The sequence below is a fragment of the Geobacillus genomosp. 3 genome (assembly GCF_000445995.2).
In the GTDB taxonomy this organism is placed as follows: Bacteria; Bacillota; Bacilli; order Bacillales; family Anoxybacillaceae; genus Geobacillus.
Genome location: NC_022080.4, coordinates 1,912,468 through 1,927,482, shown reverse-complemented (window position 1 = coordinate 1,927,482; position 15,015 = coordinate 1,912,468). Strand labels below are relative to the sequence as shown.

General features: G+C 52.3%; 14 protein-coding genes. 13 read left to right on the top strand and 1 reads right to left on the bottom strand.

From position 1 onward, the window contains the following. Positions 1–50: 50 nt before the first annotated feature. The 5 genes from shc (at position 51) to M493_RS09465 (ending at position 5,208) form a co-directional block, all read left to right on the top strand. Positions 51–1,907 (top strand): squalene--hopene cyclase, encoded by a 1,857-nt coding sequence (shc, locus tag M493_RS09485; protein WP_200865293.1) that lies wholly within the window; start codon positions 51–53, stop codon positions 1,905–1,907. A gap of 257 nt (positions 1,908–2,164) precedes the next feature. After that, a complete protein-coding gene (locus tag M493_RS09480) occupies positions 2,165–3,415 on the top strand; it encodes an esterase/lipase family protein (protein WP_020960107.1) in 1,251 nt (416 codons plus the stop codon). A gap of 124 nt (positions 3,416–3,539) precedes the next feature. Next, positions 3,540–4,127 carry a Uma2 family endonuclease gene (locus M493_RS09475; protein WP_020960106.1) on the top strand — a complete coding sequence of 196 codons (588 nt, stop codon included), beginning with the start codon at positions 3,540–3,542 and terminating at the stop codon, positions 4,125–4,127. A gap of 2 nt (positions 4,128–4,129) precedes the next feature. Then, positions 4,130–4,435 (top strand): 4a-hydroxytetrahydrobiopterin dehydratase, encoded by a 306-nt coding sequence (locus tag M493_RS09470; RefSeq protein ID WP_020960105.1) that lies wholly within the window; start codon positions 4,130–4,132, stop codon positions 4,433–4,435. Then, complete coding sequence (locus tag M493_RS09465; RefSeq protein WP_041267762.1) at positions 4,432–5,208, top strand: 3-hydroxybutyrate dehydrogenase; 777 nt, start codon at positions 4,432–4,434, stop codon at positions 5,206–5,208. The genes M493_RS09470 and M493_RS09465 overlap by 4 nt, the downstream gene beginning before the upstream one ends. 158 nt (positions 5,209–5,366) lie before the next feature. Here M493_RS09465 and M493_RS09460 read toward each other — a convergent pair whose 3' ends face one another. Further along, a complete protein-coding gene (locus M493_RS09460) occupies positions 5,367–5,894 on the bottom strand; it encodes a YceI family protein (protein WP_020960103.1) in 528 nt (175 codons plus the stop codon). Between the two features lie 166 nt (positions 5,895–6,060). Here M493_RS09460 and M493_RS09455 point away from each other — a divergent pair, with 166 nt between their 5' ends. The 8 genes from M493_RS09455 (at position 6,061) to M493_RS09420 (ending at position 14,994) form a co-directional block, all read left to right on the top strand. Further along, positions 6,061–6,918, top strand: a complete 858-nt coding sequence (locus M493_RS09455) for a MurR/RpiR family transcriptional regulator (RefSeq protein ID WP_020960102.1) — start codon at positions 6,061–6,063, stop codon at positions 6,916–6,918. Between the two features lie 135 nt (positions 6,919–7,053). Continuing rightward, positions 7,054–7,941, top strand: coding sequence for an N-acetylmuramic acid 6-phosphate etherase (murQ, locus tag M493_RS09450; protein ID WP_020960101.1), 888 nt, complete (start codon positions 7,054–7,056; stop codon positions 7,939–7,941). A gap of 20 nt (positions 7,942–7,961) precedes the next feature. Further along, positions 7,962–9,326, top strand: a complete 1,365-nt coding sequence (locus tag M493_RS09445; protein WP_020960100.1) for a PTS transporter subunit EIIC — start codon at positions 7,962–7,964, stop codon at positions 9,324–9,326. A 12-nt stretch (positions 9,327–9,338) separates the two neighbouring features. Continuing rightward, positions 9,339–10,403, top strand: a complete 1,065-nt coding sequence (locus M493_RS09440; protein WP_023817640.1) for a MupG family TIM beta-alpha barrel fold protein — start codon at positions 9,339–9,341, stop codon at positions 10,401–10,403. Positions 10,404–10,646: 243 nt separating this feature from the next. Further along, a complete protein-coding gene (locus tag M493_RS09435) occupies positions 10,647–11,594 on the top strand; it encodes an aldo/keto reductase family protein (protein WP_020960098.1) in 948 nt (315 codons plus the stop codon). A 469-nt stretch (positions 11,595–12,063) separates the two neighbouring features. Beyond that, complete coding sequence (locus M493_RS09430; protein ID WP_020960097.1) at positions 12,064–13,092, top strand: TRAP transporter substrate-binding protein; 1,029 nt, start codon at positions 12,064–12,066, stop codon at positions 13,090–13,092. Positions 13,093–13,116: 24 nt separating this feature from the next. After that, entirely contained in the window at positions 13,117–13,710 is a 594-nt protein-coding gene (locus M493_RS09425; RefSeq protein WP_023817639.1) for a TRAP transporter small permease, read from the top strand. After that, positions 13,711–14,994, top strand: a complete 1,284-nt coding sequence (locus tag M493_RS09420) for a TRAP transporter large permease (protein WP_020960095.1) — start codon at positions 13,711–13,713, stop codon at positions 14,992–14,994. Positions 14,995–15,015: the final 21 nt, after the last annotated feature.

The window sequence follows — 15,015 nt, the reverse complement described above, 5'->3', positions numbered from 1 at the left end:
AATCGAATAAATATGGAAAAAAGCGGATTTTTGAAAAAGGAAGGCGATGAATAGTGGCCGATGAACGGCGTGTGCTCATCGATGCGCTCAAGCAGTCGCAAGCCGCTGATGGATCGTGGCGGTTTCCGTTTGAAACCGGCATTTCCACCGATGCCTATATGATCATTTTATTGCGGACGCTCGGAATACATGATGAACCGTTGATCCAGGCGCTCGTCGAACGAATCGAAAGCCGGCAGGACGCAAACGGGGCGTGGAAGCTGTTTGCCGATGAAGGAGACGGGAACGTGACGGCGACAACCGAGGCGTATTACGCCCTGCTTTACTCCGGCTGCCGGAAAAAAACCGACCCGCATATGCAAAAGGCGAAAGCGTGCATTTTGGAAATGGGCGGCTTAGAACGCGTCCACTTGTTTACGAAAGTGATGCTCGCATTGACCGGACAATATCCGTGGCCAAGACGGTTTCCGCTCCCGCTTGCCTTTTTCCTTCTCCCTTCGTCGTTTCCGCTCAATATGTATGACCTTTCCGTATACGGAAGGGCGAACATGGTTCCACTTCTCGTCGCCGCGGAGCGCCGCTACAGCCGGAAGACGGGCAACAGCCCGGATCTTTCTGATTTAGCGGCTTCCCGCAATGATTGGCGGCTTCCGGAAACCGAGGCGCTATGGTCGTACGTGAAGCGGTCGCTCACTGGGCTTCCCGCTTGGCTGCGTCATGCTGCCGAACAGCGCGCCGTCCGCTATATGTTGGAGCATATCGAGCCGGACGGAATGCTGTACAGCTATTTCAGTTCGACGTTTTTGCTGATTTTTGCGTTGCTGGCGCTCGGCTATCCAAAAGACGACCCGCACATCGTCCGGGCTGTTCGCGGTTTGCGCTCACTGCGAACCGAAATCGATGGGCATACGCATATGCAATATACCACCGCTTCCGTTTGGAACACAGCGTTGGCGAGCTATGCGCTGCAAGAAGCGGGCGTGCCCTTGACGGACCGGACGATTGAAAAAGCGAACCGCTATTTGTTGTCGCGCCAGCACATTCGCTATGGCGACTGGTCGGTGCACAATCCGCACAGCCTGCCGGGCGGCTGGGGATTTTCCGATGTGAATACGATGAACCCGGACGTTGACGATACAACTGCCGCACTGCGCGCCATCCGCCGAGCGGCGGCCAAAGAGACGGCGTTTCGCCATGCATGGGACCGGGCGAATCGGTGGCTGTTTTCAATGCAAAATGATGACGGGGGATTTGCGGCGTTTGAAAAAAACGTCAGCCACCGCTTTTGGCGTTATTTGCCGATCGAGGGGGCGGAATTTTTGTTGATGGATCCGTCCACCGCCGATTTGACCGGGCGGACGCTGGAATATGCCGGAACGTTCGCCGGGTTAACGAAAGACCACCCTGCGCTCGCCCGCGCTGTCAAATGGCTGTTTGACCATCAGGAAGCTGACGGCTCGTGGTATGGGCGCTGGGGGATTTGCTATGTGTACGGCACATGGGCGGCGGTGACGGGGCTTTCAGCCGTCGGCGTTCCGCCGGACCATCCGGCGATGCAAAAAGCGGTTCATTGGTTGTTGCGCATCCAAAATAACGACGGCGGATGGGGCGAATCGTGCAAAAGCGACGGGGCCAAGACGTATGTGTCGCTCGGCGCCAGCACGCCGGTTCATACCGCCTGGGCACTCGACGCCCTCATCGCCGCCGCCCGGCAGCCAACACCGGAAATCAAAGCCGGCATTCGCGCGCTCATCCGTCTTCTCCGTCATCCGAACTGGACAGCTTCATACCCGGCCGGGCAAGGAATGGCCGGCGCCTTTTACATCCATTACCATAGCTACCGCTACATTTTTCCGCTATTGGCGCTTTCTCATTACGAGCAAAAATTCGGCCCGTTGGACGACTAACTGCCCGCTCATCCCGGCGCAAGCGTGACGGGGGCGTAGGAGGCGGCGATCATGGAGCGAAAGACCCCCGAAGTGGAGAGTCCGCTGCAGCCGGCCCAGGGATGAAATGCACCGGTATAGATGCGGTCCTTTCTCTTTCCCTCACAAGAAAATCCGACCATTGTCGGGATTGAATAGCCTGAACATACCGTATAGAATATTCAGTTAATTCTGGATAAAGGGGTTCAGTCTATTCGAGGAAGGAGAAGGAGAGCGTGATGAAATGCTGTCGGATTATGTTCGTGTCGCTCGGATTATGGTTTGTGCTCGGCCTGTCGGTCCCGGGAGGGCGGACGGAGGCGGCATCCCTACGCGCCAATGATGCACCCATCGTGCTTCTCCATGGGTTTACCGGATGGGGACGAGAGGAAATGCTTGGGTTCAAGTATTGGGGCGGCGTGCGCGGCGATATCGAACAATGGCTGAACGACCACGGATATCGAACTTATACGCTGGCGGTCGGCCCGCTCTCAAGCAACTGGGATCGGGCATGTGAAGCGTACGCCCAGCTTGTCGGCGGGACGGTTGATTATGGGGCAGCCCATGCGGCCAAGCACGGCCATGCGCGGTTTGGCCGCACCTATCCAGGGCTGCTTCCGGAACTGCAACGAGGGGGCCGCGTCCATATCATCGCCCACAGTCAGGGGGGACAGACCGCCCGCATGCTTGTCTCGCTCCTAGAGAACGGAAGCCAAGAAGAACGGGAGTACGCCAAGGCGCACAACGTGTCGTTGTCGCCGTTGTTTAAAGGCGGGCATCCGTTTGTGTTGAGTGTGACGACCATCGCCACTCCTCATGACGGAACGGCGCTTGTCAACATGATCGATTTCACCGATCGCTTCTTTGACTTGCAAAAAGCGGTGTTGAAAGCGGCGGCTGTCGCCAGCAACGCGCCGTATACAAGCGAAGTATACGATTTTAAGCTCGACCAATGGGGACTGCGCCGCCAGCCGGGTGAATCGTTTGACCAATATTTTGAGAGGCTCAAGCGGTCTCCCGTTTGGACGTCGACAGATACCGCCCGCTACGATTTATCCGTTCCCGGGGCTGAGAAGTTGAATCAATGGGTGAAGGCAAGCCCGAATACGTATTATTTGAGTTTCTCCACAGAGCGGACGCATCGCGGAGCGCTCACCGGCAACCATTATCCCGAACTTGGAATGAATGCGTTCAGCGCGATTGTCTGCGCTCCGTTTCTCGGGTCGTACCGCAATCCAGCGCTCGGCATTGACAGTCATTGGCTTGAGAACGATGGCATCGTCAATACAATTTCGATGAACGGTCCGAAGCGTGGATCAAGCGATCGGATCGCACCGTACGACGGGACGTTGAAAAAAGGAGTTTGGAACGACATGGGAACATACAACGTCGACCATTTGGAAGTGATCGGCGTTGACCCGAATCCATCATTTGATATTCGCGCCTTTTATTTGCGACTTGCCGAGCAGCTGGCGAGCTTGCGGCCTTAAAGCTAGTAGCTTTGCGCAAAAAGCCATCCCAACCGGATGGCTCTTTTTATGGAAAGCGCATGATGTTGTATGACGGCCGCGGATGTCCGATGGTATAATAGGGGCAAAGCAAGCGGATGGGGGAATGGACGTGAAGCCGACCGAGCGGCAAAAGGAACGGTATACGTATCAAGATTATGTCAAGTGGGACGGATGGTGGGAGCTGATCAACGGCGTGCCCTACAACATGGCACCGGCCCCTTCATTTGTCCACCAGTTTATCGTCGGTGAATTGTATGTCGCTTTGCGGGCATTTTTTCGTGAAAAAGGATGCACGGTTGTCATGGCGCCATTTGATGTACGCCTTGATGAGCAGGCGGACTATGAACAGGCGAAGCATGTCGTGCAACCAGATATCTCCGTCATTTGCGATCAAAGCCAAATTGGCAGCCGAGGCTGCGATGGTCCGCCTGACTTGGTGGTGGAAGTGCTTTCGCCAAGTACAGCATTGAAAGATCGAAACGAAAAGTATATGTTGTACGAACAGTTTGACGTCAAGGAATATTGGATCGTGGATCCGTTGCATCGAACGGTGGAAGTGTACGGCCGCGGCGAAAAAGGGTATGAGAAGCGGAGCGTCTTTGGCGAAGGCGATGTGCTCGTCTCGTTTTTGTTCGCTGATTTGACGGTTTCGCTGGCTGGCATATTTCAAAATATAGAGGGTGAGGGATAACGGTGCGGTTAACGGAAGAGGAAGTGCAAGCACTGCTTGAAAAAGCGGACGGCTGGAAGCTGGCCGATGAGCGGTGGATTGTGAAAAAATACCGTTTTCAAGACTACTTGCAAGGAATCGAGTTCGTCCGGCGAATCGCCGCGATTTCGGAAAACGCCAATCACCACCCGTTCATTTCAATCGACTATAAGCTGATCACAGTGAAGCTGTCTTCATGGCGGGCGAAAGGGCTGACGAAGCTCGATTTTGACCTGGCGAAGCAGTACGATGACGTGTATCAACAGATGAAGCAGGGGGAAGGGGAATGATGGAACATCGCACAGCACTCATCACCGGCGCAGCGCGGGGAATTGGCTATGAAGTGGCAAAAACGCTGGCGGAACATGGCGCAAACGTGATGCTCGTTGATTTGCGCCAGGAAGAAGTCGAGCAAGCTGCTCGGTCGCTTCGGGAGTTGGGCTATGAAGCGGTCGGCGTGAAATGTGATGTGACGGTTGAACAAGAGGTGAAGCAAGCGATCAACGAGGCCGTCAAGCGTTGGGGGCGCCTTGATGTTGTCGTGAACAACGCCGGTTTGCAACATGTGGCAAACATTGAGGATTTCCCGACGGAAAAGTTTGAGCAACTCATCCGCGTCATGCTCGTCGGCCCGTTTTTGGCCATTAAGCATGCGTTTCCCGTTATGAAACAACAGCGTTACGGCCGCATCATCAACATGGCGTCGATCAACGGGCTTGTCGGGTTTGCCGGCAAAGCGGCGTACAACAGCGCGAAGCACGGGGTGATCGGCTTAACGAAAGTGGCGGCGTTAGAAGGGGCGCCATATGGCATTACGGTGAACGCCCTTTGCCCGGGCTATGTCGATACCGAACTCGTCCGCGGCCAGCTCGCGGATTTGGCGGCGACAAGAAACGTGCCGCTTGAAAAAGTGCTCGAGGAAGTGATTTACCCGCTTGTGCCGCAGCGGCGGCTGCTGTCGGTTGAAGAGGTGGCCCATTACGTTCTCTTTTTGGCGGGAGAACAGGCAAAAGGCGTCACCGGCCAGGCGGTGGTGATCGACGGCGGATATACGGCGCAGTGAACTCCCCCTCTTCGCGTTGCTCAAAGCGGGAGCTTTTTTCCGGATGGACGATCAAACGTTTTGTCGCATGCCATGCTGAGTCCAACGCGATCGTTTTCTTTCGCAATAATAAAATGCCCCCGGCATTTTCAGCGCCGGGGGCGTTTCGTTTTGGACGCTCAGCTCAAGGCAAACTCAAAGCTGGCCAAGATTTTGACTTCTTTCCCGACGAGGAATCCGCCGGTTTCGAGCGCAACGTTCCAGACGAGGCCGTAATCTTCGCGGTTGATTTTCCCTTCGACGTCAAAGCCGACGGAAATGCCGCCGGTGAGCGGGTTTTTCACTTGGCCGTTGTATTCGACTTTGAACGTTTCCGTTCTCGTCACACCGCGAATCGTCAGCTGCCCTGTCACCTCATATTCCGTGTCGGACAGCTTGCGCACGGAATCGCTCACAAAGGTGATCGTCGGATGGTTTTCAACATCGAAAAAGTCGGCCGAGCGAAGATGGGCGTCGCGGTCCGCATTTTTCGTATCAATCGAAGCCACATTGATCGTCGCGTTCACTTTCAGCGACTCAAGCTCGTTAATGTCGCCCTGCACGTCGACATCAAAGTCTGTAAATTCCCCTTTCGCTTTTGAAATCATCATATGTTTGACTTGGAAGGCGACAGAGCTGTGCGCTTTGTCAAGCTGGAATGTTGTCATCCGTGTTCCTCCTCTTATTCACGTAATGATCACATCCTTATCATAGCAGATGTATATCTCGAATTCAAACATTTTTTGTTCAAGTTTTTTTGCTAACGTGGAGCATGAAGGCATATCCATGATAAGATGAAGATAGCAACGGCGGACGGAAAGGAAGAGATAAAAGATGAGTGAAATAGGGATTTTAACGAAAATCGAACAGCAACTCGGGCAGTTTTCACCGGCAGAACAAAAAGTGGCCGCCTATATTCTTCGCCATGCCGAGCTTGTTCCAGCGATGACGACGAAAGAGTTGGCGCGGGCCGCCTCGACGAGCGAAGCGAGCGTCGTCCGCTTTTGCAAGACAGTCGGCATCGGCAGTTTTCCGGGATTGAAGATGGCGCTCGTTCGCGAGTTGACGATGGCGGATATAAACATTAATGATTTTTCCATTCTAGACAAACCAAATGCGCCGTATGAGCTGTTTATGAAAGTTACTTATATGAATAAGGCGGCCATTGAGGCGACAACGACAACGCTCGATAAGCGCGAGTTGGAAAAAGCTGCTGAGGTGATGATGAAAGCGGAAAGAGTAGTGTTTTACGGAGTTGGCGGCTCCGCGGCCGCAGCGGTGGACGCCAGTTATAAGTTTACGAAACTTGGCTACATGGCGGCAACGTCACCCGATTTTCACACGATGCTTCCATTGGTCGCCCATTTGAAAAAAGGGGATGTATTCGTAGCCATATCAACGTCAGGACGGACGAAAGACGTATTGGAGATCGCCCGGTTTGCGAAAAAACAGGAGGCGACCGTCATCGCCCTGACGAAGCTTGACCCGACATCACCGCTATATAAGGAGGCGGATATTAAGCTGGCGCTGCCGGATGTTGAACAAGACCACCGCATCGGCAGCATGGCATCGAGAATGGTGCAGCTTAATGTGATTGATGCGCTCTATTTAATCACGTTCCACCGTGTAGGGGGACGAGTAATCGAACGCTTCTACCAGACAAGAGAAGAAGTGGTGCGTTTGCGAAGATAAAGCGGGCTTAAGGCAGGCTCGCTTTTTTTGGTGAGGATGTGTCAAAATCAACAAGAATAGTTTGATATTTTGTTTCATAAATTTATAATATAAGTATGAAATATAATTTCTAATTTCCTTAAAGAGGTGACCACATTGCTCGAACGTCTGACTACAGAACAAGGCAATGAAAAAACGAAACATTTGGATGAAATGACGACGAAAGAAATTTTGCAGGCGATGAATGAAGAAGATCAGACGGTGGCGGCAGCGGTGGCGAAACAACTGGATTCCATTGAGAAGCTCGTACATATCGTCGTTGCTGCGTTTCAGAGAGGGGGAAAACTCGTTTATGTTGGAGCGGGAACGAGCGGCCGGCTCGGTTTGCTTGATGCGGTGGAATGTCCGCCGACATTTGGCGTTGATCCCAAGATGGTTCAGGCGGTGATCGCCGGGGGGTGGGAAGCAATGGCCAATGCGGCGGAAGGAGCGGAAGATGATGAAGAGGCGGCGGTTCGCGATCTCGAGGCAGTGGGGTTGACGGCAAACGATGTGGTCGTCGGCATTGCGGCGAGCGGCCGAACGCCGTATGTGGTGAGTGCGCTTCGTTACGCGAAAAAAATAGGGGCAACAACAGGAAGCATCGCCTGCAATCAAGGAGCGGCCATCAGCCAGTATGCGGATGCGGCGGTGGAAATCGAAACCGGGCCGGAAGTGTTGGCCGGTTCAACGCGCCTTAAAGCCGGAACGGCGCAAAAAATGGTGCTCAATATGATTTCGACCGCCTCAATGGTCGGAATTGGCAAGGTGTATGGAAACTGGATGGTCGATGTGCAGGCGACAAACGAAAAGCTAAAAGAGCGGGCGAAGCGGATTTTGATGGAAGCGACGGGAGTGAGCGCCGACGAAGCGTCCCGCTATTACGAACAGGCAAATGGGGAGGTGAAAACAGCGATCGTCATGATTTTGCGTCAATGCAGCTATAAAGAGGCAAAATCGCGGCTGCAAAAAGCCGGTGGTTTTGTGCGCAACGCGCTTAAATAACGGATAGGGGGAGAGGAACGATGAACCGGGAACAACAAATGGCGGCAACGATGCTTTCGCATTTAGGGGGCAAAGAGAACATTGTTCGCATTGCCCACTGCATGACGCGGGTGCGCGTGTCGCTGCGCGATCCGGATCAAGCGGATATTGCCGCCCTGAAACGGGTTGAGGGAGTCATGGGGGTCATTGAAGACGAGACGCTGCAAATCGTCGTCGGCCCCGGCATTGTCAACAAAGTGGCGGCCGCGTTATGCGAGCTGACCGGTCTGGAGCTTGGGGAAGTGATCGAGGATGGGCTCGAGGACATTGCGGAGCGGACAAAAGCGAAGGTCAAAGCGCGCCAGCAAACGCCGCTAAAGCGGTTGTTGCGCAAAATCGGCAGCATCTTCATCCCGCTCATCCCTGGTTTGGTCGCCTCAGGGATCATTAACGGGATTGCCAACTTCGCCAAAAACGCCGGTGTTGATCCACAGACGACGTGGCTGCAGCTGTTGCTTTTGATTGGCGGCGGCATTTTTGCCTCGCTCGGCGTGTTAGTCGGTTACAATACAGCGAAGGAGTTCGGCGGCACGCCGGTATTAGGGGCCATTGCCGGCATCCTCGTCTTCAACCCGGCGCTCGCGGATGTTAAGCTATTCGGGGAAGCGCTTACACCAGGGAGGGGAGGGCTGTTTGCCGTTTTGTTGGCCGCTTGGCTGATGGCTGTTGTTGAAAAATGGGTGCGCCGCTTTGTCCCGAATGCGGTCGATATTATTGTGACGCCGCTCATCACGGTGCTCATCGTCTGCTTATTTACGCTGATTGCCGTGCAGCCGATCGCCGGTTGGCTGTCGCTGGCGATTACGGACGGATTAAAAGCTGTACTCGATATAGGTGGAGTGTTGGCCGGCGCAGTGTTGGCCGGAACGTTTTTGCCGCTTGTCATGGTCGGCTTGCACCATGGCTTGACGCCGATTCATATGGAACTGATTCAAAAACTTGGCTCAACGCCCCTATTACCGGTATTAGCGATGGCCGGAGCCGGCCAGGTCGGGGCGGCGATCGCTGTCTATGTGAAAACGAAAAACAAGCGGCTTCGAAACATTATTAAAGGGGCATTGCCGGTCGGGTTTTTAGGAATCGGAGAGCCGTTGCTTTATGGGGTGACGTTGCCGCTAGGGAGGCCGTTTGTCACCGCGTGCCTCGGGGCGGCGGTCGGCGGCGCGTTTCAGGCGGTCATGAAAACGGCGGCGCTCGGCATCGGTGTATCCGGGCTGTCCCTCATTCCGCTTATTGCCGATGCGAAGTATGTGACGTATTTGATCGGATTAGTCATTTCCTATGCGTTTGGTTTCCTCTTTACGTATTGGTTCGGATTTAAAGAGGAAATGGCAGAAAATATATAGCGGGGGATGGCGATGCTTTCCTTTTCTTTTTATCTTTTTCAACCGTTTGAACAAATCGAAGAAGCGTTTCGGAAAGCAGCGAGTTTTGGAGCGAGGGAACTGTTTACTTCGCTGCACCTTTTGAACGGAAAAGAACTAGGCGAGCAAGAGAAGCTGAAATGGATCGGCCGGCTCGCCCGTCGCTATGGGGTGGGGGTGGTGGCTGACGCCACCCCCGCCGTGCTTTCGCACTTGCCGGCCGGCGTTGGCGTCACCAAAGCGCTCAACGAGTGGGGGATAATCGGGCTGCGGCTTGACGATGGCTTCTCGTGGGATGAAACGGTGCAGCTTTCGAAACAGATGAAAGTCGTATTGAACGCCAGTACGATCACAGAACGCGAAATTCAGGAGTTGGCATCGCGACAAATCGACTGGGCGGGTGTGGACGCATGGCATAACTTTTACCCGCGCCCGGAAACTGGGCTTTCGGGCGACACGCTTATGAAACAAAACCGAATGTTGCGTCAATGCGGCATAGCATCAATCGGCACCTTTGTCGCTGGCAACGCCCAAAAGCGCGGTCCGCTTAACAAAGGGCTGCCGACGTTAGAGGATCATCGGGAAGCGGATCCAGTTTCTGCCTATATCGAGCTGCGCGAAACGTATAAGGTGGGAAAAGTGTTCGTCGGAGACTTATCGGTGTCGGACGATGTGCTCGAGCGAATGGCGTGGGTGCGGCAAGGAATCATTCCCATTCGCTACCGGCCGATCGTATCAGCCCGCTGGCTGTCTCTTGTCGAAACGGTGCACACAAACCGGCGCGATGCCGCCCGTGATGTGATCCGTTCCACCGAATCGCGCCGCTCCATCATATGGCCTAAGGAGGCGTTGCACCCCACCGAACCGGCGCCGCGCCCGACAGGAAGCGTGACGATCGACAACGAGCGCTACGGCCGTTATGCTGGTGAACTGCAGATCGCTTTAACGGATCTTCCAACCGATGACAACGTCAACGTCATCGGCAAGGTGGTCGAGGAAGATATACCGTTGCTTCGGTACATTCACGGCGGCCGTCCGTTTTGTCTTGTTCGTGGCTAAAAAGAATGGACAGATTTCACTTTTCCGAACTAGAGAAGCTGTGTCAGAGCAACATTCCTTTCTCGCCGCCAAGTTGAGCGAAAAACTCGTGTTGCCCCGGCTTTTCCAGAAATGTTCTTAAAAACTGTCATGCTCACATCGATTGAAAAAGGAAGACAAATGATTTCCAAAATGAATAGACGGCAGGTATAATAAATAATGGATATTTTGGCATTTGCTTATTAGGAAAAAGGGGGAACGCCTGTGAAATACCGAAAACTTGGCCGCACGGGGCTGAAAGTGAGCGAAATTAGTTTAGGAAGCTGGCTTACATACGGCAATTCGGTGGAAAAGGAAACGGCGATCCGCGTCATTGACAAGGCGTATGAACTCGGCATCAACTCATTTGATACGGCAAACGTCTATGCGCGCGGGGAGGCGGAAAAAATCGTCGGCGAGGCGCTGCGCAAATATCCGCGCGAATCGTATGTCATCGCCACGAAAGTGTTTTGGCCGATGGGCGACGGACCGAACGACCGCGGCCTGTCGCGCAAGCATGTGTTTGAACAGCTCCATGCGAGCTTAAAGCGGCTGCAACTGGATTATGTCGATATCTACTACTGCCACCGCTATGACAAAGAAACGCCGGTCGATGAGACGTTGCGTACGATCGATGATCTCGTCCGCCAAGGAAAAGTGCTGTATGTCGGCGTGAGCGAATGGACGGCCCAGCAAATTCAAGAGGCGCTCGGCGTGGCCGACCGCTACTTGCTCGATCGGATCGTCGTCAATCAGCCGCAATACAACATGTTTCACCGTTATATTGAAAAGGAAGTCATCCCGGTGTGCGAACAAAACGGCATCAGTCAAATCGTCTTTTCGCCGCTCGCCCAAGGGGTGCTGACCGGCAAATACAAACGAGGTCAAGCGTTGCCGGCCGGAAGCCGCGCTGCTGATCCGAAGGCGAACTCGTTTATCCAAAGGTTGCTGAACGACGAAGTGTTAACGAAAGTGGAACAACTGGAAAAAGTTGCTGCCGAGCTTGGCATCACGTTATCGCAGCTCGCGCTTGCCTGGGTATTGCGCCAACCGAACGTGGCCAGCGCCTTAATCGGCGCCAGCCGCCCGGAACAAGTCGAAGAGAACGTCAAAGCGGTCGACGTCGCGCTCAGCGATGATGTGCTCGAGAAAATTGAGGGGATTTTGGCGTAGCAGGCCAACGAGCCGTTCTCCCGAAGATGAGGTTTGCTTCGGGGGGATGGCATTTTTTATGGCTATTGATTGTGTTCAGGAGGACTTTTATTTGCCTTTGTTGAAATAAACAGCGCCATTGTACAGAAATAAGGGCAAATTTCATTTTTTATATTGACTGTTCGGAAAATTTTGATTAAAATAAAAATATCAGGCCTGATGAACTACATTGATAAACTATGTTTTATAATATAAAACAAAATCGATCGGATGTTTTTTAATTTTTTTATTGTTTTCAAAACCGAGTTCTACTATATCAAACCACACGATGGCAGTTTTTTAAACCGACATCTTCCAACGTTTAGAAGCGGGTTCAGAAACTCGTCTTTTGGAAGCGCTATCCGAAAGCGCTTAATCCCCAACTTAGTAGTAGTTAACCCTCATATTTTTCTCTAATAAAAACAGTATTGCAAAAGGAGCTGATGGTATTATGAGACGAATGGCAGTTTTTTCGGCGATCTTATCCTTGTTGCTTCTGCTGCTTTCCGGTTGCGGGAGCTCCGGATCCAAATCAACGGCCGGAGGGAAAACAGGTGAGACTAGAGTAATCAAGGTGGCCAATTATTTTGCCGAAAGTCACCCACAAAATGTTGCGTTGCGTGAAAAGTTTAAAAAGATCGTTGAGGAGAAATCCGGCGGCAGTCTTAAGGTCGAGATTTATCCTAATAGTGCTTTAGGTGCAGAGCAGGAGTTTTACAACGGTGTTCGCAATGGCACGATTGAGATGGGGATTCCGGGGTTGATTATGCAAAATGACATCCCTAAAATGGGAGTTCCTGAATGGCCATTCTTATTCAGAGATTTTGAACATGTTAAAAAAGTGTTGAATGGCCCGATCGGAAAAGAAATTACTGCAGAGCTTGAGGCAAAACATGGTGTTGTTCCGCTGGCTTGGAGTGCAAATGGGTTCCGGATGTTTTCTTCAAATAGAACGATCGACTCAATCGACGATTTTAAAGGATTGCGCCTGCGGATGCCTAATATCCCGAACTATATTACGGTTGGAAAATTGTTAGGGGCTAACGTGACCCCATTGCCGATTTCGGAAGTGTTCACTGCCTTAGAGCAAAAAGTGGTAGACGGGCAAGACAACCCAATTGCGACATTGCGAGCTTCCGGGTGGTACGAAGTTCAAGCAGATGTATTAGAGTCGAACCATATGTTTAGCCCGAATGTGTATGTGGTCAATAAAAAGTTTTGGGATAGCTTGACGGATGAACAACGGAAAATTATACAAGAAGCGGCTAAAGAGGCGGCCAACTATGAATTTGAGTTGATGGAAAAAAGTTACGAAGAAGACAAGAAGTTTTTGCAAGAGCATGGAATTAGATTCACTACTCCTAGCGATGAGTTTGTGAAGCAAATGGAAAAAGCTGTGCAGCCGCTGTATGACGAGTTGTTCAAAAAATATGATTGGGCTGAAGACTTGTATAAGAGAATCAAGGCGGAGACGGAATAAGACAATCCAAAAGTTAAAAGGGTGATGGAATTGTTTAAAAAGGCAGGGAGATTTTTGAATGGTGTTCTGAATGTATTGATGGTCGCGACGCTCGCTTTCATGTGTATTTTGGTATTCGGCAACGTTGTGCTTCGTTACGGATTTAACTCCGGCATCACTTGGTCGGAAGAAATGTCGCGTTTTCTCTTCATTTGGATGACGTTTTTTGGAGCTATCGGCGCTTTAAAGGATAATGACCATTTAGGTGTCGATGCATTGGTAAGAAAGCTGCCGGTCGGCGCCAAACGCGTTGTATTTGTCATCAGCAATGTCATCGTTCTATATGTGCTTTATTTGCTGTTGGACGGAAGTTGGAAAATTACGCTCAGCAGCGTCGGAAGCCGGGCTCCGGCCACTGGGCTACCGATGGCATTCATCTATGGAACCGGTCTAGTTGTGAGCATCGGAATGGGAATCATTGTCTTGTTTCATATATACCAAGCTTTATTCCGCCCGGGTGCGGTTGAAGAATTGACAAGAATGAAAGAGTCAGAAGAGGAAATGATGAATGTGGCCCATGAAGAGACAGTGAACCCCCATCGCCGCCCTCGTCCGGGTGCAGTTGGAGGTGAAAGGTAGATGGCACTAGTTGTGTTTGTCGGATCATTGCTCGGCGTGATGGCGCTCGGGATGCCGATTGCGTTTGCGCTATTAGTCAGCGGAGTGGCGCTGATGTTATACTTGGATATTTTTGATACGCAAATTATTGCCCAAAACTTGATTAGCGGCGCGGACAACTTCTCACTCATGGCCATTCCATTCTTTATCCTGGCCGGGGAGCTGATGAATGCCGGCGGGATTTCCAAGCGGATTATTGACTTTGCCTTGTCGCTTGTCGGCCATATTCGCGGCGGGTTAGGGTATGTCGCGATCATTGCCAGCATTTTGTTTGCCGGCTTATCCGGTTCGGCGGTCGCTGACACGGCGGCGCTCGGGGCCATTTTGATCCCGATGATGGTCAAAGCCGGATATGACCGCAACCGTTCGACCGGCCTCATTGCCGCGAGCGGCATTATTGCCCCGATCATTCCGCCGAGCATCCCGATGATTCTGTTTGGGGTCACAAGCGGCGTATCGATCACGAAGCTGTTTATGGCCGGCATCGTCCCAGGGATTTTGCTTGGAATTGTTCTGGCAATCTGTTGGTGGTTGGTCGTCCGGAACGATTCCGTTGAGGTACTTCCGCGCCAATCGGCGAAAGACATTTGGCGGGCGACCCGTCGGGCCGTTTGGGCGCTTTTATTGCCAGTTATTATCGTCGGTGGGCTTCGCGGCGGGGTGTTTACGCCGACAGAAGCTGCCGTTGTAGCTGCGTTTTATGCCCTGTTTGTCGGTTTGTTCATTTATCGTGAACTGAAAGTGAAAGATTTGTTCCACGTGTTCGTGGCAGCGTCGAAAACAACAAGCGTCGTCATGTTTTTGGTGGCGGCGGCCATGGTGTCGGCCTGGCTCATTACGGTTGCCAATATTCCGTCGATTATGACAGATTGGCTAGCGCCGTTCATGGATAATCCATTGGTGCTGTTGTTAGCCATTAATGCGTTGGTGCTGTTGGTCGGAACAGCGATGGACTTGACGCCGACGGTGCTCATTTTGACACCGGTGTTGATGCCGATTATTGAAAAAGCGGGAATTGATCCGGTGTACTTCGGGGTACTGTTTATTTTAAACAACTGCATCGGGCTGCTCACACCGCCGGTCGGAACGGTGTTAAACGTTGCTTGCGGGGTAGGGAAAATCGGGATGGAAGACATTATGAAAGGGATTTGGCCGTTTTTGTTGGCGGAAGTGTTAGTGCTGTTGTTGTTGATTTTCTTCCCGTCCCTTGTCACCGTGCCGCTCGGATGGTTTACAGGAAATTGATAAATATCCTTAACATTAAGG

Bases quoted from the DNA above. Each gene is read 5' to 3' on its own strand.
- M493_RS09425 (WP_023817639.1), top strand. From the start codon at position 13,117: ATGGAATTGTTTAAAAAGGCAGGGAGATTTTTGAATGGTGTTCTGAAT.
- M493_RS09455 (WP_020960102.1), top strand. From the start codon at position 6,061: ATGAGTGAAATAGGGATTTTAACGAAAATCGAACAGCAACTCGGGCAG.
- M493_RS09440 (WP_023817640.1), top strand. From the start codon at position 9,339: ATGCTTTCCTTTTCTTTTTATCTTTTTCAACCGTTTGAACAAATCGAA.
- M493_RS09465 (WP_041267762.1), top strand. From the start codon at position 4,432: ATGATGGAACATCGCACAGCACTCATCACCGGCGCAGCGCGGGGAATT.
- M493_RS09475 (WP_020960106.1), top strand. From the start codon at position 3,540: ATGGACGTGAAGCCGACCGAGCGGCAAAAGGAACGGTATACGTATCAA.
- M493_RS09480 (WP_020960107.1), top strand. From the start codon at position 2,165: ATGAAATGCTGTCGGATTATGTTCGTGTCGCTCGGATTATGGTTTGTG.
- M493_RS09460 (WP_020960103.1), bottom strand. From the start codon at position 5,894: ATGACAACATTCCAGCTTGACAAAGCGCACAGCTCTGTCGCCTTCCAA.
- M493_RS09430 (WP_020960097.1), top strand. From the start codon at position 12,064: ATGAGACGAATGGCAGTTTTTTCGGCGATCTTATCCTTGTTGCTTCTG.
- M493_RS09445 (WP_020960100.1), top strand. From the start codon at position 7,962: ATGAACCGGGAACAACAAATGGCGGCAACGATGCTTTCGCATTTAGGG.
- M493_RS09420 (WP_020960095.1), top strand. From the start codon at position 13,711: ATGGCACTAGTTGTGTTTGTCGGATCATTGCTCGGCGTGATGGCGCTC.